We start from the raw sequence: 17,675 nt of genomic DNA, 5'->3' as shown, positions 1-17,675 counted from the left end.
ATGAAGCAGAAATTGATTAAAGGCTTGTCGATTAAAAAGCTACTTGAACACAAGCGAACTATGGCACTGATTGCGATCATGTTGCCGTTAGCACTACTGTTTATTTATGTAATTCTACGCTCGGGTCCTCTCTCTCCGATTTTAGTGACTGAAACGAAAGTGACTCAGGCAAGTATTTCGCCAGCTTTATTTGGCATTGGTACTGTTGAAACGCGTTACCGATATAAAATTGGCCCAACAGTTCCTGGACGAGTGAAAACAATAGAAGCAGATATTGGTGATTTAGTGACTAAAGGACAGCTATTAGGGGTCATGGATCCGGTCGATCTTGAGGAGCGGATGACTGCTCAGCAATCTGCATTGATGCAAGCAAAAGCAAAATTAAGTGAAGCCGAAACGCGTTATCAGTTTGCTCAGCACCAATTGAAGCGGTATCAAAGTTTATTAGCAGCAAGCTCAGTAAGTGAAGAGCAGTTTGATGTTAAGCAGCAAGAATTTCGTATTGCTGAAGCAAGCTTCGCGGCAGCCAGGCAGGAGTTGTTGCGGCAAGAGGCCGAGCAAGAAGCGATGAAAGCTCAGCAGCATAATCTTGAACTGATCAGTCCGGTTGATGGTTTCATTGTCAGCCGAAGTGCGGAACCTGGCACAACGGTGGTTGCGGGGCAGTCGGTTTTAGAAATCATTAATCCTTCAGATATTTGGCTGAATGTACGCTTTGATCAGATTCACGCAACAGGACTGAATACAGGGTTAAAAGCTCATATCAAGTTGCGCTCCAAATCCAATCAGGAATTGCTCGGTGAAATTTACCGAGTCGAGCCTATTGCTGATGCGGTAACAGAAGAGTTCTTAGCCAAGATTACTTTTGACGCTTTGCCACAACCCTTGCCGTCAATCGGAGAGCTGGCGGAAGTAACTATTGAGCTGGAGGCGCTACCCGCCAATACAGCGATACCTAATGCGGCATTAAAACGAATTGATGGTGAGCTGGGCATCTGGAAGATTGTCGATGGTGAACTTGAGTTCGCACATGTCTCTATCGGGGCGACAGATTTGAATGGTCTGGTTGAGATCCAAAGTGGCCTGTCGGTGGGTGATTCTGTGGTGCTGTATAGCGAAAAAGCACTAACTGACAATAGCCGTATCAAAGTGGTCGAGCAGCTGGCTGGTGAAGCAAAATGATCAGTCTGGCTGGTCGTGACATTCTGCATTCCTGGGGCAAGTTTGTGTTCACAGGATTTGGCCTCGGTCTGTTAATAGGGGTGACTCTAATTATGGCTGGCGTTTATCGCGGCATGGTCGATGACGCCAAAGTATTACTGGATAACAGTGGCGCCGATCTTTGGGTGGTGCAAAAAAATACGCTCGGGCCCTATGCAGAATCATCCAGCATCTATGACGACGAATGGCGTGGCATTCAGAGTATGCCCGGAGTCGCTCGTACTGCCAATGTCACTTACCTGACGATGCAGGTCAGGCATGGTGATCGAGATGTGCGCAGTATGATTTCGGGTATTGCTGCAGGACAGCCAGGTCAACCCGGCTGGCCGCCCTATTTAATTGATGGTCGACAAATTACCCGAGGGCATTATGAAGCTGTGGCTGATATAGCAACAGGTTTTAAAGTGGGCGATACGCTACAGATCCGTCGTAATCAATATAAGGTTGTAGGCTTGACTCGTAGGATGGTGTCATCAAACGGTGACCCTATGGTCTTTATTCCCCTTAAAGATGCACAGGAAGCTCAGTTCTTAAAGGACAATGATGCCATCCTCGAGCAACGCCGCCGTAATGCACAAAACCCAGAATTTTCTCAGCCGGGTACACCAGGACTACTGGAGGCTCTAAACAACTCACAGACCAATAATCCATACGTTAACTCGGTTCTGGTGCAGGTTAAAAATGGCTACTCACCCGACGAGGTTGCTCAGGCAATCGAAAGATGGAAGCGGTTAACAGTTTATACGCGCGAGGATATGGAAGGCATTCTAATTGGCAAGTTGATTGCCACATCGTCAAAACAGATTGGCATGTTCCTGGCTATTTTGGCCGTGGTCAGTGCCGCTATCGTAGCTTTCATTATTTATACGCTGACGCTGGGCAAGATTCGTGAAATTGCAGTGTTGAAATTAATTGGCACCCGCAACCGAACCATTGCCGGCATGATATTACAGCAGGCAATTGCACTCGGAGTCATCGGTTTTGTGGTGGGGAAAATTTCAGCAACCTTTGGTGCACCGGCTTTTCCAAAATATGTGTTGCTGGAACCCATGGACTCAGCAGCAGGTTTTGTTGCTGTGGTCATCATTTGTATTTTATCAAGCATAATTGCGATTCGTGCTGCATTGAAAGTTGATCCGGCTGAAGCGGTGGGAGGCTGATATGAGCGGCAAAGGTATTCGCATCGAAGGATTAAGAAAGCGATATGGTTCGGGCGACACTGCTGTTGATGCTTTAAAAGAAGTGAACATGGTGGTTGCGCCAGGCGAGGTGGTGGGATTAATTGGTCCCTCTGGTTCGGGAAAAAGCACCTTGCTTAAATGTTTGGGAGCAGTGATTGAGCCCTCGGCCGGAACAATGACTCTGGGCGATGAAGTCATTTACGACAGTGAGTGGAAAGTAAAAGATATTCGAGCTTTGCGCCGAGACAAAATCGGTTTTGTGTTTCAGGCTCCGTATCTTATTCCTTTTCTGGATGTAACCGATAATGTCGCACTGCCACCAATGCTGGCTGGAGTTGCTAACAAAGAAGCGAGAAAGAGTGCGTTGGCGCTTTTGGAAGCGCTCGATGTGCAACATAGGGCCAAGGCAATGCCTTCGCAGTTATCAGGTGGTGAACAACAAAGGGTTGCCATAGCCAGAGGCCTGGTCAATCGCCCTCCAGTAATTCTGGCAGATGAGCCAACAGCGCCACTGGACAGTGAGCGAGCATTGGCTGTAATAAAAATTCTGAATGACATGGCAAAGAAATTTGAGACGGCCATTATTGTGGTGACTCACGACGAAAAAATCATTCCGACATTCAAACGAATCTATCATATTCGTGACGGTGTTACTTACGAAGAAAAAGGTGAGGGCAGAGCCTTTGATCTATAAACGATGAGGACAGTAATATGAATAAACTAAATTTAGCAGCGAGCGTAAAAACACTGCTTATCAGTGTGATGATTGGCTTAAGCAGTCTTCCTATGCAGTTGAATGCAGCGGAAACAGTGGATGAGACAAAAAATGATTCAGAGCCAATGGCACTGCGATTAATTATGCAGGACTTAGAGCTCAATATGCAGAAGATTGCCAGCGCCATTATTCGCGAAGACCTGGCGACAGTAGCTGAGATTGCTCCTTTGGTTGCTGACCATGATGAGCCGCCTATGACTGAAAAAATGCGTATCTTATCTTTTATGGGCTCGGATGCTGGAGCATTTAAGAGTCTGGATGGTGTGACGCACGATACTGCAATGATGTTAAAGGAGGTTGCAGAAAATGATGATGGTGATGCAGTAATAAAAACCTATGCAGATTTATTGCAGTCCTGCGTCGCCTGTCATCAAAAATTTAAAAAGCCTTTTGTGGATCACTTTTATAGGTAGCTGCTGATGAATATCCGCTTTCCACTTACTTTATTGTTACTATCAACGGTAGCTTCCTGCGCTGTGACTCCTGATTTTAAAGAGCCTGAACCGCCATCGGTCTCTCAATACACAGCTAGCGATGATGCCGTTGTGGTTGGTAATAATAAAGAATTGGCCACTGGTCAAACGTTGCAATGGGTTGATGCAACTGAGCAGCAGTGGTGGCACCAGTTTAAGTCAGATTCGCTTAATCTTTTAGTCGAAAAAGTATTATCTCAAAACCCAAGTTTATTAGCCGCCAACGCACAATTACGCAGCGCCGAAGAGTTGTATCAGGCTCGTGTTGGCACTACACGTTACCCTAAAGTTGATGCCAATATCAGCGCACAGAGACAAAGGTTTAACCCTGGAGTTTTTGGACAGCAGGCTTCGCCTCAGGAATTTAGTATCTACAATGCTGGTGTAGATGTTAGCTATCAACTGGATTTGTCCGGTGGTAACAGTCGCGCTCTGGAAGCGCTGGCTTCACGAGTGGATTATCAGCGTTATGAGCTGGAGGCAACGCAGCTAGCCTTGGTGGCAACGGTAATTAATACCGCAGTCAATCAGGCTAAGTTAAGAAGTCAGCTTGAAGTTACTGAGCAGCTGGTGGCAAAACAGGAGCAGCAACTTGGTATCGTCAAGCAGCAACTCGAGTTAGGTCAGGTTTCAAAACATGAGGTTTTGATGTTGCAGTCTGAAGTTGAACTGACGCGTGCCAATATTCCAGTATTGCGCAATCAAATTCAAAAGACCGAGCATCTATTAGCTACCATGTCTGGCCAAAGCCCTGGCTCTGAAATCACTGCTGAATTTACTCTGCAGGATTTTGCATTACCGGAAAATCTACCGCTAATTATTCCGTCAAAATTGGCTCGCCAACGGCCTGATATACAAGCTGCAGAATCACTTATGCAGGCGGCCAATGCTGAGTATGGTGTTGCCATTGCCAATATGTACCCAAGCATAAATCTGAATGGTCAGATAGGTTCACAGGCACTATCGACAGCTTCTTTGTTCAGTAGTGAATCTGCGGTCTGGTCCTTGATAGGACAATTAACGCAGCCATTATTTAATCCTGGGTTGCCAGCAGAGAAGCGAGCGGCTTTAGCTGAATTTGAGGCGGCCACCAGTAATTACCAATATGTTGTTCTGGAGGCGTTGCGTGAGGTTGCAGACACCTTACGTCAGCTTGAGAATGATGCGCAAAAGTTGCAAATGTTAGCTCATTCCAGCCAGAGTTCAGAAGAAGCCTTGCAGATTACAGCAAGGCGTCATGAGCTTGGAGCGGCCAGTTACGTGGAGCTGCTGTTAGCGCAACAACAATACTTATCGACACAAATGCAGCTGATTGATGCTCAATCGCAACAATTAATCAACAGTGTTTCTCTCTATTTGGCCATGGGAGCACGCTCTAGTGCTCAGCAAAAAGATTTAGAGGAACACTAGAGGAAAACTGACTGAATAAGGTAAGTAGTGTAACCACAATAAGCGAGAAGAAGTATCGAACCTTCAACCCGGTTAATGCGTCCCTGGCCTTTAAAACCGTAGCCGATAACGAAAAGAGATAAGGTCAAGACACCCATAAACATGGCATCACGCCACAGTACTTCGGCGTCTACAGTGAGCGGATGGATAGCTCCTGCGATGCCGACCACGGCCAAGGTGTTGAATAAGTTTGAGCCGATTATATTACCCAGGGCAATATCATGCTCCCCTTTTCGGGTAGCGATAATGGAGGAGGCAAGCTCGGGTAGGGAGGTGCCGATGGCGATAATGGTTAAACCAATTATCAAATCGCTAACGCCAAACATTTGCGCAATTTCAACTGCACCCCAGACCAGAATACGCGAGCTGGCAATTAAAACCAGTAGACCGACGATGAGCCAGAAGACGGCAATTTTTAGCGGCGTGCTGTGAGCTTTCATTTCTTGCTCAACTTCACTGGCAAAAGCATCAGTTTTTTTTTGTAATCCTTGCCAGATTGACCAACCAATAAACCCGGCAAAACCAACCAAAAGAATAATGGCATCAAGTCTGGATAAAGTTAAATCCCACATGATGGCAATAACTAATAAAGTCGCGATCATTAACAGCGGCATTTCTTTGCGCAGGATTTTTGATTGGACCGCAATCGGGCTGATAACTGCGGTAAGGCCAAGAATTAAAGCAATGTTGGTGATGTTCGAACCAAAGGCATTACCCAAGGCAATGCCGGGATTACCCTGGCCAGCCGCTAGAGCGGAAACGACCATCTCAGGAGCTGAGGTACCAAAGCCTACAATAACCATGCCAATTAACAGGGAAGGCATGCCAAAATGGCGAGCCGTTGAGGCTGCGCCATCAACAAATTTATCCGCACTCCAAACTAATAAAGCCAAGCCAGCAATAACCGCTAAAATTGCAACAAGCATCGTGATCCTTAAAACTAGAACTGTAATCTATCGTAAGATTATTGTTTGTGGGGCTATTCTAACGACAAATAAATAAAAGTCATAAGATTGATTGTAAGTTATTGTGCTTGGGAGGATGCTAAACAGGTCACAGCCATATAAAACAATAACTTTGCGTAAACCAAGGCTAATGCTAGTATTAAATGGCGTTAATGAGGAATGAACAGACGCAATGCCCTTGGTGGGTATATTAGAGTCCCCTGATGCTAAGGAGTAATGATTGAAACATGAGCAGGGTAACAATAAAGCGCTTAGGCTGATCGCGGTCTGGTACAGTCGATTATTGATTCTGCTATTAACCTTTTTCCCTTTCTTACTGATTCTTTACGTAGATTTTGAAAGCACCGCACAAGACCAATTTATTGCTCATACCTTTCATGTAATTGCTATCAGTATAGCTTTACTCTTTAGTGCTTTCCTTAGCTACATTACCTGGCGTTGTTATCTGGTAACCGGCGAAGAACTGTTACGCTGGTTAGTCTATGGTTTTGTCGGTTTTACCATTATTTATGCCCCTCACGGATTTTTAACTCATTATGCAAATGACAACATCTGGACTTTTATACTGCCGGGACCTGCTTCGCGCTTGGTGCTCGCTTTTTGCTTCCTCTTTGCCATGTTAAAGTATGGTCAAATGGTTAATCCTGAAACGATCAACAGAAACCAGCTTTACCTGCCTATAGTGATATTTTTGATCATCAATGTATTGGTGTTTTGGGCGGCTCATTTGACTACAGCCGATTTAAATTGGTGGCGGATCTTAGCTGAGTACACTTCGCTTAGTATGTTTCTCGGCGGGGTGTTATGGATGGTAGTGCAAAGAATCAGAGGCTATATGCCAATGTTGTATGGCATTGGCATGACCTGGTTCGCTCTGGCTTGTTTATCATTTACTATCGCTACTGTCTGGGACCATCAGTGGTGGCTGGCACATATTATTTTCGCTGCAGGAGTCCTGCTGTTAAGCTTTGGTGTTGTGCAAGCATTTCTCACAACAGGCTCATTTAAAACGATTTACAGTCAAACAGAACTCTTCCAACAGATTATTCAAGAAAAGAAAAAGTCTGAGCGCGCGTTGATCGAGCTAAGAATTGTGAACCAAAAACTTGAAGAGCTTGCTGCAACTGACTCGTTAACAGGCGTTGCAAACCGTCGAGCATTTATGGAGCGTTGTGAAGAAGAAATATCACGCGCAGATCGTAATAAAAGCGATATATGCTTAATGGTTATAGACTTTGACCATTTTAAAGAGATCAATGATCAATATGGCCATCAGGCGGGTGATGAGGTTTTACTTCATTTCGTCAGGTTATCAAAAGATGTGATGCGACCTTCAGACTTGTTAGGTAGGATTGGTGGTGAAGAGTTTGGATTGTTACTTCCTGAGACTAGTATTCAGTCAGCAAACAAAGTTGCCGAAAGGTTGCGTCAACATATTGAAACGCAAGCGATCAATATTGGGAGCGAAAATATTAAGCTGACCATCAGTATTGGTGTGACTCAATATCAGCCCGCAATCGATACTGTGAAAAAGTGGATCCACAGAGCTGATGAGTTGTTATATCAAGCAAAAGATCGGGGGCGGAACCGCGTTGAAGTCGAGGGCTTCGATGCAAATGAGCTGGGGGGAAAGCATGGTCTATAAAGTAGGTATTAGTGCAGTCTTTGTAGCGCTATTAACGTTAGCAATGGTTTGGACTTTTAATAACGCAAACTCCAATGATGCCCGTGATGTGAAAGTTGGTCTTTACCAGAACCCTCCCAAAATTTATCGTGATGAACAAGGTAAACCAGACGGTTTATTCATTGAGCTTATCGAGGCAGTCGCTAAAGAAGAATCCTGGCAATTGAGCTATGTGGATTGTGAATGGCAGGAGTGTTTATCGCTGCTATCGAATCATGAAATAGATTTAATGCCGGATGTAGCGATTACTGATGAACGCACTAAGAGCTTCGACTTTCACTCTATTCCGGTGACGCATAGCTGGTCAGGAATCTGGGCAAGAAAAGATTTATCCATTTTGCACTTGCCAGATTTGCGTGGCGCTCGTATTGCTGTTTTAAAGGAGTCAATACAGGAAGTTGCATTGGAAAAAATGATGATGGGTTATGACATTGGCTTTGAGCCCATTGCAGTCGATAACTACGCCGAAGGCTTTCAGGCGGTTGTTGACGGCCAAGCCGATGTCGCTATCTCCAACATACACTTTGGCAATATGAACGCTAGCAAATACGGTCTTTATGAAACTCCTATTATGTTGAATCCCGCCACATTGTTTTATGTTACGGCCGCAGGCCAAAACCCGGAGCTTCTGGCTGCGATAGATAAAAACATTGAGGAATGGAGGTTGGAGTCAGACTCACCTTATTATGATGCATTGAAGAGTGCGATGGTGCCGGTGCAACAGCCTGCGATTCCACCGATATGGCGATGGGCATTAATTGCTGGTATTGCCGTGATAGTTATTATGTTCGGTGTTAATGCGCTATTACGGTGGCAAGTGAGAAAGCGTACCAAAGTATTGGTAGAAACGAATGTGCGTTTCAATCATTTGCTTAAGGCAAGTCCTGTAGTTTTATATCAGCTCAGACAAGAAGGAGTTGGCTATAAACCTGTTTGGGTCAGCAGAAATGTTAAGAGATTATTCGGCTATAAACCTGAGCAGTTGTACAGCCATGACTGGTGGATTAGTGTTCTGCATGAAGAAGACAGGCAAAAAACCTTAGATCAATTTAAAGAGATCTTCGATACCGGACATATGGTTTATGAATATCGTGTTAAGGACGCTGAAGGTAATGTTCGTTATATACGTGATGAGCGACAACTGGTTCCTAGAAGTAGCCATAGTGAAAATGAAATTGTCGGTACCTGGAGCGATTTAACAGATGTTTATGAACGGGAACACAAGCTCAAGTTTTTAGCTCAATATGATCCTTTGACGCACCTGCCAAACAGACAGAAATTACAGGAGCGGATTGAAGAGTCTATCGAGCGCTGTAATGAGTTGAACGACAGTTTTGCTATTTTAAGTATTGATATCGACCGTTTTAAAAAGATCAATGAAACCTTGAGCTATCAAGTGGGCGATGCTGTAATTTTACGAGTTGCCGATCGTTTAAAACATATTCTAAACGTTGATGATGTGCTGGCGCGTGTAGGTGGAGATGAATTTGTTTTTGTCATTAACGGCAAAGTTGATGTTAACAAAGTATCTGCGGTTGCGCGAAAAGTTCTTAAACGATTTGCCGTTCCTTTGAGAATTGACGAGCATGAACTGATGATCACCGCGAGTATTGGTGTTGCTATCTTCCCTGAAGATGGGCGGGATACGGATACCTTGTTGAAGAACGCAGAGATTGCACGATATTCGGCAAAAAGAGCGGGTAGAAATCGTTTTGAGTTCTTTAATGACCGACTGTCTGAAGGAATGCATGAAAATCTTATGCTCGAGAGCGCGTTGCGGATGGCTGTTGAGCGTAATGAACTGGTGCTTCATTATCAGCCGCTGGTAAGCTTTGATGATGTCGAAGTGGTTGGCGTTGAGGCATTGGTTCGTTGGCAGCATCCTACTATGGGTTTAATCCCACCTTTTAAATTTATTCCGCTCGCAGAAGAAACAGGGTTAATTGGTGATATTGGACTATGGGTTTTACGTGAAGCTTGTCAGCAGATGATTGATTGGGAAAAAGCGGGTTTAAAAGTGGGTAGTGTCTCGGTCAATATTTCGGTGCAACAAATCGAAACGGGATTATTGCCTAAGCAGGTCAAGGAGGTTTTAAATGAATCTGGTCTTGCTGCAGATCGTCTTTTCTTAGAGCTTACTGAGTCGACCATTATGCAAGATCCAGAGCAAGCTTCTTTGGCAATGTCTGAATTTCAAAAAATGGGCGTCAAATTAGCAGTCGATGATTTTGGTACTGGGTATTCCAGTATGGCATATTTAAAGCGCTTACCTTTGGATCGCCTTAAAATTGATCGTTCCTTTATTAAAGACATAGGAACCGATACCAATGATGAAGTGATATGCAAAGCGATTGTTCAATTAGCAAAATCACTTGCGCTTGAAACTGTTGCAGAAGGTGTTGAAGAGCAGCCCCAGGCAGAGTTCTTGAAAGCGCTGGGTTGTGATGTTGCACAGGGTTACCTTTATAGTCGACCGATTCCAGCTCTTGAATTGTTGGAGAAGCTTAAGACCTCCAAATTAGGTTAGAGTTTGTATTAATATTAATAATGTAAGACACGGAGCATTTCTAATAACTAGGGTTACTGCAATAGCAGGTCAAACTGCGAGCATAAACCATACAAATGATAAGGTTTTCTCCCTTCTAGTGAACCCGTTCATAGTTGTAGGTCATTTTTTTCGTTAGAACTATCAATGGATTAGGTTATTGGAGATAGTTTTGAGAAGAGTGGTTCGCGATCAAGTCGATCTAAGACCCTTGGCACAGGGACGATTAATAATACTGATCCAGATCATGTCGCAGATCCCTGTATGCTCCATACTAGCCTTAAATAAGTATTTTTAATATTGGTTAACAAGCAATCTCGGGAGATCATTCTAATGAGAATACGCAATTTTTTCAGAGCAAGTTTAGTTCAAAAAAGTTTTTTGGGTTTGGTTGCTGTTGGTTTAATGAACAGCGTAGCGGCCAAGAGTTTACCTGAAGAGCAAGCTATATTGACATCGCCACCAGAAGTGCCGCCTGCAATTGAGCGTGAGCACAACGCCAAAGTGGTCGTCGAGTTAGAAACCGTTGAGAAAGTAGGTACCATGGCCGATGGTGTTGAATATGTTTATTGGTCATTTGGCGGCACGGTGCCCGGAAGCTTCATCCGCGTAAAAGAGGGCGATGAAATTGAGTTTCATCTTTCTAACCACCCGTCTTCAAAGATGCCACATAATATTGACCTGCACGCAGTAACAGGTCCTGGTGGTGGTGCAACCTCATCCTTTACAGCCCCAGGACACACTTCAACCTTTGCCTTCAAGGCCTTAAATCCTGGTTTGTATGTTTATCACTGCGCAACTGCGCCAGTGGGCATGCACATTGCTAACGGTATGTACGGTTTGATTCTGGTTGAGCCAAAAGAAGGCTTACCTAAAGTTGACCGCGAATATTATGTGATGCAAGGCGATTTCTATACTAAAGGTAAATATGGTGAAGCAGGCTTGCAACCATTCGATATGGAAAAAGCGATTAATGAGCACGCGGATTATGTTGTGTTCAATGGCGCTGTCGGCAGCTTGACAGGCGATAAATCACTTAAAGCCAAAGTTGGTGAAACTGTTCGTCTTTATGTCGGTAATGGCGGTCCTAACTTAGTATCTTCATTCCACGTGATTGGTGAAATTTTTGACAAAGTGTATGTCGAAGGCGGCAATCTTGTGAATGAAAACATTCAAACCACTTTGGTTCCAGCAGGTGGCTCAGCGATTGTCGAGTTTAAGGTAGAGGTTCCTGGTAACCTGATCCTTGTTGATCACTCAATCTTCCGTGCTTTCAACAAAGGTGCGTTAGGTATGCTGGCGGTAGAAGGTAAAGAAAATAAAACCATCTACTCAGGTAAAATCGATGACCGTATTTACCGTCCAGAAGGCTCAGCGGTGCAAAGCGTTGACAAAAAAGTGGTTGAGGTAAAAGCTGCAAATCTCGAAGAGAAAATCAAGTTTGGTAAACGTGTATACGATGCTAACTGCATGGCATGTCACCAACCTAACGGCCAAGGTATTCCTTCAGCATTCCCACCGGTGGCCAACTCGGATTATCTAAATGAAGACCCGTTGCGAGGTGTACGAGCAATTGTTCATGGCCTTGAAGGTCCTATCAAAGTCAACGGCGAGTCATTTAACAGCGTTATGCCTGCTATGCAATTGAGCGATGACGAGATTGCTAATGTGATGACTTATCTGCTTAACAGCTGGGATAACAAAGGTGGTGAAATCACTGTTGAGCAAGTGAAAAAAGTTAGAGCTCAAAAGCCTCACTAATCACTACCTACTATCAAAGGATGTAAGCACTATGCTTAATAATCATCTAAAACTACTAGCTATGTCACTGGCTCTTTTCGGAGTCAGTGACAGCGGCTTGTTGTACGCGAAAGAAACTGCCAAAGCTGCAGAAGGCATGGCGTTGGTTGAAGGTGGAGAGTATCGACCGCTTTATATGAGCAAGGATAGCCCAATTCAGGTAGTGGATGACTTTTACCTTGATCAATATCCTGTCACCAACCATGAGTTTCAACAATTCGTCAACGATAATCCTGGATGGGCAAAGAATCAGGCTCCGAAAGTATTTGTCGAAACGCAATACCTACAGCATTGGCAATCAGGTAACACCTACCCTGAGGCATTAGTCAATAGTCCGGTAACCAATGTGTCCTGGTTTGCAGCAGATGCTTATTGCCAGGCACAGGGAAAACGTTTGCCACGAGTGAGCGAGTGGGAGCTGGCGGCGTTAGCCAGTGAAAAGCAGGCGGATGGTAGCGTTGAAGAAGGTTATAAGCAAAAGATATTGATGTGGTATAGCAGGCCAAGTCAGGAGCAACTATCAGCTGTCGGTCAGAACGAACCGAATTTTTGGGGCGTCTACGACATGCATGGTTTGATCTGGGAGTGGACGGAAGATTTTAATTCAGCGCTGGTTACCGGCGAATCTCGGGGTGATAGCACCATTGATACTAAGTTATTCTGCGCTGGCGGTGCCAGTGGTGCAGTAGACCCTGGTGATTATGCGGCATTTATGCGCTATGGATTTAGAAGCAGTCTGGAAGCTAAGTTTGCACTACCGAACTTGGGTTTCCGCTGTGCCGCTGATGTTAATCAGCAATAAATAAGAGAGGCAATCATGAACAAATGGCTTCAAATCAGTTTTGTAACCTTGATATTGGCAGTAAGCAGTCAGGTTTACGCCGATAATAGTAAAGAAAAGTTGCCGGACGACTCCATTTACCATCTGAACAGTGAGTGGCAAACTCAGGATGGCGAGAGCATTAATATCCAATCATTATCCGGTAAACGGCAAGTCGTTAGCTTGATTTATACGCACTGTATGCACACCTGCCCAACTATCGTAGCAACCATGCAGAATATTGAGAAAAAGCTACCAAAAGAGGTGTTAGACAATACCGAATTCGTTCTAGTCTCATTAACACCGAATAGTGATACGCCAAGTGTTATGAAAGAGTTTGCCGATAAGAGAAAGCTTAACCAACAGCGCTGGAGACTATTAACCGGAGATCCGAATGATGTGCGAAGCCTCGCAATGGCATTGAATATTCGTTACAAGAAAAGCGAAGATAACGAGGTAGCCCATTCTAATATGTTTACCCTGCTTGATGAGCAAGGTCGCATCGTTTTTCAGGAAGTAGGAGATATCAATAAAGTTGATGAAGCTGTAGCGAGAATCGCGGGTCAGTAGTCCTGATACTTACTAAATATGATTTTTTAGGGGCGAGTGCCAATGTGCCCGCCCGATTGCAATCGAAGCACGCTGAACTTCTTACTAAATCCAGAATGACAAGCATGTTCGGCACTTTATAGGATGGGTTAACGAAGTGTAACCCATCGAGCTGCTGGTTTGATGGGTTACGGCTGCCGCTGCCGCCTAACCCATCCTATTGATAGAATGATGTTTTGTAGGGGCGAACTGCGTTCGTCCTTTTTATCAACCAGGAGACGGCGGGAATTATTCGCACCATCCATTCGTTAGGGTAAGGCATCAAAGTGATTTCGACAGCTGGCGGGAATTGCTCGGCTCATCCTTGAGCCTCGCCTTCGCTGCGCTCAGGCCAGCTAAAGCTGTCAAAAATTGTTTTAGAGCTAGACATTAGTTCGCAGAAAATTGCTCCTGCATTTTCTGCACTTCCGCCACCCCTGGCGGTCGCCCGCTCCGCGGGTTCAACTCCTACACTTCATGCGAACAATAAAAAAGGCCACTTATAAAGTGACCTTTTCTATTGTTTGGTGGAGACGGCGGGAATTGAACCCGCGTCCGCGAATCCTCTGCTCAAGGATCTACATGCTTAGGTCCATCTTTAATTTAATCTTTGACGTGCCGATGGGCAGGCATTCAAAGACGGTCTCGAGGAAAGTTTAACAGTTGGCTGCCGAGCACAGTTACCTGCGAGTCCCTGTATTGACTGTCTAGCTCCTACCAAGGACGCTCAGAGTAGACAGTTAGCCTTAAGCGGCTAAAGCGTAGTTGTCTTCGTTTGCAACTATTAAGTTTCAGCTTTGATTTTACGAGATTCGCTGACATCTCGACATGCACCAGGAGGTTCGTAATCCACGTCGAATCCAAATCGTCCCCAGATTCTTTTCCATTATAGTGCATTATTGGGTCAAGTACATTAATATCAAGGGTATGAGGCAAGATAATTTGTGGCTTGGTTAACATTCATTTGAAGATCAAAAGGCTACACTCCTTTGGAGTAACAGGAGGGGCAATGAGTAGTATACAAACGTCTAAAATACAGTTTGCCATGCTGTCGCATCAAGGAATGTCGCGCCAAAAAAATGATGACAAGGTTTTTGCATCCACAGAATTAGGCTTGTGGTTGTTGTCTGATGGTGTCGGTGGTCTTAAGCAAGGCGAACAAGCTAGTCAATACGCTGTCGAAGAAATTTCAAAGTCGATTTCTAAAGGTTTTAATCTGCATAACGCGGTGCATTCTGCGCATTCTGTTATTAAGGCGCATAATCGTCACGAACAGGAGGAGCGTGGGGCAACTGTGGTCGCGGTACACTCCAACGGCTCTGAGTATGAAGTTGCCTGGGTAGGCGATAGCCGGGCTTATCTGTGGAATCAGGAAACGGGGGAGCTCACTCAGTTGACCGAAGATCATACTTTGGTCCAAAAGCTGGTTAATGCCGGTTTACTCGATCAAAGTGAGGTTAAAACTCACCCTAAACGTCATGTGATAACCCAGTGTTTGGGCATTGAAAATGAGAATCAGCTCAATATCGGCTCTTTGAAGCGTGAATGGAGGTATGGTGAATCTTTGCTACTGGCAAGCGATGGTCTTTATGAAGAGTTGTCCCGACAAGAAATTATTGCGGCTCTGAAGCTTCCTCGTGATAATCAGGCTAAGGTTGAGTATCTGGTTGAATTGGCATGTAAGAATGGGGGTAGCGATAATATTTCTTTAATGCTGATTTCATCGCCGGTAACTGAACCTGAGCCGAAGAAGCAAGAAACTGCGGTTGAGAAGTTTATAACAAAAATCAAAACAATCCTTAAACTAGGTTAATGTGAGGTAGGTATGTCTTCTGAGAAAAATCCTTCACAACACAAGTCTGAATTTCGTGAAGATAAAGCGGGACCACAAGGGACACTGGTCTTCGATTCGAGTCAAGTAGAAAGGATGATTAAAGAGGAAATTCAAAAGTTGGAAGATGATGGAACAAAGGTTCCTGCTTTGCTTGCAACGACTAAACCGCATGCGGGACAGGCATTCTTATTGGAATATGGTAAGAATGTTATTGGACGCGGCAAGGGCAATAGCGTGACTTTATACGATCCTGCTGCCTCTTCAACTCATGCGCAAATTACCTTTTCTGATGGGCAGTGGCGTATTCTAAATTTATTGTCGTCGAACGGTACAATCGTTAATGGCGAAAAAGTATCTGAACGCATATTATCCTTTGGTGACCGCATTCAAATTGGCCACACCGAGTTTCTTTTTACTTTGGTTGATAGCAATGAAGCACAACCTCAGGAAGAGAAGGAAGAAATGAACTGGATGTTGATTGGTTCACTGGGTGTTGCTGCGCTTATCTTGTTGGGAGTGCTCACCTGGTTGTTCTTGTAATTTACCGATGACTCAAGATAACGAGCTGCGCATTGGGCGCTATAAAATTGTAAAAGAAATTGGTCGAGGAGCTATGTCTGTCGTTTATCAGGCAGAAGATCCAGAAATCGGTCGCATGCTCGCGATAAAACTCTTAAAGCACGAACTTGTGGAAAAAGAGGAGTATCGCGAGCTTTTTTTGCGTGAAGCAAAAGCTGCGGGGCGTTTAGGGCATCCTGGTATTGTTACTATTTATGATGTTGGGATTTGGCAAGAGCGTCCCTTCATAGCCATGGAGTTGTTGGATGGGCAAAATCTGGATGAGTACTTGCAGCAACATGGAAACTTCAGCCTTGAGCAAGCATCCAATCTTGCTGAACAATTAACCCTGGCTCTTGATTATGCTCATAAAAATGGCGTTATCCACCGTGATTTGAAGCCGGATAATATACTGGTACTAGATGGTGGACGCCGTTTTAAAATTACCGATTTCGGTATTGCTCACGTAGAACATCTTTTTCTTGAAGATGAAGGTGGCAAAAATAAAGATAAAATCATGGGCACTCCAGCCTACATGTCCCCTGAACAAATCACCGGACATGGCGTTGACTTTAAAACCGATCTTTATTCGCTTGGTGTGATCCTTTATCAAGTGACTAAAGGCGAGCTTCCCTTTCAGGCACCTAACTATGCAGCCATGATGCAGGCAGTTCTCCATTTAAACCCTCAGCCTATTAATATTGTGTCTGAACAGGGCTTTATGTGGCAAAGTATTATTTTCCGTTTGCTACAAAAGAATCCTGATCACCGTTATGCTACAAGCGATGAGTTATTGGAAGAAATTGAAACGCTTGCTAAAGAGTTAACCCAGAATAAAGAGGGCTTGGCGGGTATTCGTTTTGTTTCGATGCGTGCACGATGGGCCATCAGTTTATCGGCTGTAGTTTTGCTGGTTATGATTCTGGGTATGATCTGGGTTTACAACAAACAGAACAAATTGATGAATCAGTTGGTTTTTGATTACGGAAACTCAATGGTGCAAATTATTTCTGCTGAAACTGCCGAGCCATTATTATTGGGGGAAGATATTGCTTTGCAGGCTATTACACTTGATATAGCAGATAATACACAAATAAAGCATCTATCGATTCGTGATGATCAGGGCATCGTGCAAAGCAGTAGTCAACCTGAGCAAATCAATAAACCATTTATATTGCCAGATGCTAGTAAGTTACAGCAACAAACACTTGATGCGAGAATTTACTCCAATCTTACCGATTATGAGCAGGAAGTGGTTTTGTTTGACTCACCAATCACATATCAGAGTAAACCCATTGGTCATGCGTTTATTGCTATTAGCCGTAGCAACTTGAAGAGCGCAACTCAGTCGTCACTGTTGGCAATGGTTATCTGGATGTTTTTAATCATGTTAGCTGTATTCTCAGGGGTTTACTGGTTAGCCAACCGCTTTATTCAGAGAGTGAACGAGACTCGCCATGTTATCCGCGAACTTAGAAATCATGGGCAGGCTGATATTTTAAAGGTTGATACTCATGATGAGGTGGGGCGTTTGCAACAGGAGGTCAATGATCTGTCTCAGAAGTTGGCAGGTTTGACCCAAACTCAGTATATAAGCTCGTCCCCCGACCCCAGCTTGCTTGAAACTATAACCGATTTGGATAAAACCTTGATTATTTCTCAGGATGAAACTGACGCTGAAATAAGAAAAGAGTCAGGCCGAGAAAAAGATTAGGTGACGAAAGTAGCGTGTTAGATATGTGTTTAAACTAAAAAGGCTATCGTCAGATAGCCTTTTTAGTT

14 protein-coding genes and 1 other RNA gene are annotated in these 17,675 nt (G+C 44.3%); 13 read left to right on the top strand and 2 right to left on the bottom strand.

Annotated elements, in window-relative coordinates; all coding sequences use genetic code 11:
- The 5 genes from ACYTXU_RS09165 to ACYTXU_RS09145 are packed head-to-tail and all read left to right on the top strand — an operon-like array spanning nt 1 to nt 5,060.
- Complete coding sequence (locus tag ACYTXU_RS09165) at nt 1-1,182, top strand: efflux RND transporter periplasmic adaptor subunit (RefSeq protein WP_462206394.1); 1,182 nt, start codon at nt 1-3, stop codon at nt 1,180-1,182.
- On the top strand, nt 1,179-2,381 hold the full coding sequence (locus tag ACYTXU_RS09160; protein WP_462206392.1) for an ABC transporter permease: 1,203 nt from the start codon (nt 1,179-1,181) through the stop codon (nt 2,379-2,381). Before ACYTXU_RS09165 ends, ACYTXU_RS09160 begins: the two co-directional genes overlap by 4 nt.
- A gap of 1 nt (nt 2,382) precedes the next feature.
- On the top strand, nt 2,383-3,096 hold the full coding sequence (locus ACYTXU_RS09155; RefSeq protein ID WP_462206390.1) for an ABC transporter ATP-binding protein: 714 nt from the start codon (nt 2,383-2,385) through the stop codon (nt 3,094-3,096).
- Between the two features lie 17 nt (nt 3,097-3,113).
- On the top strand, nt 3,114-3,590 hold the full coding sequence (locus tag ACYTXU_RS09150) for a cytochrome c (RefSeq protein ID WP_462206389.1): 477 nt from the start codon (nt 3,114-3,116) through the stop codon (nt 3,588-3,590).
- 6 nt (nt 3,591-3,596) lie between these two features.
- Entirely contained in the window at nt 3,597-5,060 is a 1,464-nt protein-coding gene (locus ACYTXU_RS09145; RefSeq protein WP_462206387.1) for an efflux transporter outer membrane subunit, read from the top strand.
- On the opposite strand, the gene ACYTXU_RS09140 is transcribed toward ACYTXU_RS09145, so the two are convergent.
- A complete protein-coding gene (locus ACYTXU_RS09140) occupies nt 5,057-6,025 on the bottom strand; it encodes a calcium/sodium antiporter (protein ID WP_462206386.1) in 969 nt (322 codons plus the stop codon). The two genes, ACYTXU_RS09145 and ACYTXU_RS09140, sit on opposite strands and share 4 nt — an antisense overlap.
- A gap of 259 nt (nt 6,026-6,284) precedes the next feature.
- On the opposite strand from ACYTXU_RS09140, the gene ACYTXU_RS09135 reads away from it, so the two are divergent.
- The 5 genes from ACYTXU_RS09135 (at nt 6,285) to ACYTXU_RS09115 (ending at nt 13,483) form a co-directional block, all read left to right on the top strand.
- On the top strand, nt 6,285-7,709 hold the full coding sequence (locus tag ACYTXU_RS09135) for a sensor domain-containing diguanylate cyclase (RefSeq protein WP_462206385.1): 1,425 nt from the start codon (nt 6,285-6,287) through the stop codon (nt 7,707-7,709).
- The gene (locus ACYTXU_RS09130; protein WP_462206383.1) at nt 7,699-10,275 is read left to right on the top strand and encodes an EAL domain-containing protein; all 2,577 of its coding nucleotides are present in this window, start codon (nt 7,699-7,701) and stop codon (nt 10,273-10,275) included. Before ACYTXU_RS09135 ends, ACYTXU_RS09130 begins: the two co-directional genes overlap by 11 nt.
- 423 nt (nt 10,276-10,698) lie before the next feature.
- Entirely contained in the window at nt 10,699-12,054 is a 1,356-nt protein-coding gene (gene nirK / locus ACYTXU_RS09125) for a copper-containing nitrite reductase (RefSeq protein WP_462209403.1), read from the top strand.
- 31 nt (nt 12,055-12,085) lie between these two features.
- Nucleotides 12,086-12,895, top strand: a complete 810-nt coding sequence (locus tag ACYTXU_RS09120) for a formylglycine-generating enzyme family protein (RefSeq protein ID WP_462206382.1) — start codon at nt 12,086-12,088, stop codon at nt 12,893-12,895.
- Between the two features lie 15 nt (nt 12,896-12,910).
- Nucleotides 12,911-13,483, top strand: a complete 573-nt coding sequence (locus ACYTXU_RS09115) for an SCO family protein (RefSeq protein WP_462206381.1) — start codon at nt 12,911-12,913, stop codon at nt 13,481-13,483.
- A gap of 543 nt (nt 13,484-14,026) precedes the next feature.
- Here the strand turns inward: ACYTXU_RS09115 and ssrA are convergent.
- Nucleotides 14,027-14,374, bottom strand: a transfer-messenger RNA (tmRNA) gene (gene ssrA, locus ACYTXU_RS09110).
- 136 nt (nt 14,375-14,510) lie between these two features.
- On the opposite strand from ssrA, the gene ACYTXU_RS09105 reads away from it, so the two are divergent.
- From ACYTXU_RS09105 to ACYTXU_RS09095, 3 genes are read left to right on the top strand one after another with little or no spacing between them, the layout of a single operon-like run.
- The gene (locus ACYTXU_RS09105) at nt 14,511-15,314 is read left to right on the top strand and encodes a PP2C family protein-serine/threonine phosphatase (RefSeq protein WP_462206379.1); all 804 of its coding nucleotides are present in this window, start codon (nt 14,511-14,513) and stop codon (nt 15,312-15,314) included.
- 12 nt (nt 15,315-15,326) lie between these two features.
- Entirely contained in the window at nt 15,327-15,875 is a 549-nt protein-coding gene (locus ACYTXU_RS09100) for an FHA domain-containing protein (protein ID WP_462206378.1), read from the top strand.
- A 7-nt stretch (nt 15,876-15,882) separates the two neighbouring features.
- A complete protein-coding gene (locus ACYTXU_RS09095; protein WP_462206377.1) occupies nt 15,883-17,607 on the top strand; it encodes a protein kinase domain-containing protein in 1,725 nt (574 codons plus the stop codon).
- Nucleotides 17,608-17,675 lie beyond the last annotated feature (68 nt).

This window comes from Kangiella sp. M94, from assembly GCF_054926195.1.
This window is presented reverse-complemented; position numbering and strand designations above follow the sequence as displayed.

Excerpts from the sequence above, each read along its gene's own strand:
- ACYTXU_RS09145 (WP_462206387.1), top strand. The coding sequence starts at position 3,597 with ATGAATATCCGCTTTCCACTTACTTTATTGTTACTATCAACGGTAGCT.
- ACYTXU_RS09115 (WP_462206381.1), top strand. The coding sequence starts at position 12,911 with ATGAACAAATGGCTTCAAATCAGTTTTGTAACCTTGATATTGGCAGTA.
- ACYTXU_RS09160 (WP_462206392.1), top strand. The coding sequence starts at position 1,179 with ATGATCAGTCTGGCTGGTCGTGACATTCTGCATTCCTGGGGCAAGTTT.
- ACYTXU_RS09165 (WP_462206394.1), top strand. The coding sequence starts at position 1 with ATGAAGCAGAAATTGATTAAAGGCTTGTCGATTAAAAAGCTACTTGAA.
- ACYTXU_RS09105 (WP_462206379.1), top strand. The coding sequence starts at position 14,511 with ATGAGTAGTATACAAACGTCTAAAATACAGTTTGCCATGCTGTCGCAT.
- ACYTXU_RS09155 (WP_462206390.1), top strand. The coding sequence starts at position 2,383 with ATGAGCGGCAAAGGTATTCGCATCGAAGGATTAAGAAAGCGATATGGT.
- ACYTXU_RS09095 (WP_462206377.1), top strand. The coding sequence starts at position 15,883 with ATGACTCAAGATAACGAGCTGCGCATTGGGCGCTATAAAATTGTAAAA.
- ACYTXU_RS09100 (WP_462206378.1), top strand. The coding sequence starts at position 15,327 with ATGTCTTCTGAGAAAAATCCTTCACAACACAAGTCTGAATTTCGTGAA.
- ACYTXU_RS09130 (WP_462206383.1), top strand. The coding sequence starts at position 7,699 with ATGGTCTATAAAGTAGGTATTAGTGCAGTCTTTGTAGCGCTATTAACG.
- ACYTXU_RS09140 (WP_462206386.1), bottom strand. The coding sequence starts at position 6,025 with ATGCTTGTTGCAATTTTAGCGGTTATTGCTGGCTTGGCTTTATTAGTT.
- ACYTXU_RS09120 (WP_462206382.1), top strand. The coding sequence starts at position 12,086 with ATGCTTAATAATCATCTAAAACTACTAGCTATGTCACTGGCTCTTTTC.
- nirK (WP_462209403.1), top strand. The coding sequence starts at position 10,699 with ATGAACAGCGTAGCGGCCAAGAGTTTACCTGAAGAGCAAGCTATATTG.
- ACYTXU_RS09150 (WP_462206389.1), top strand. The coding sequence starts at position 3,114 with ATGAATAAACTAAATTTAGCAGCGAGCGTAAAAACACTGCTTATCAGT.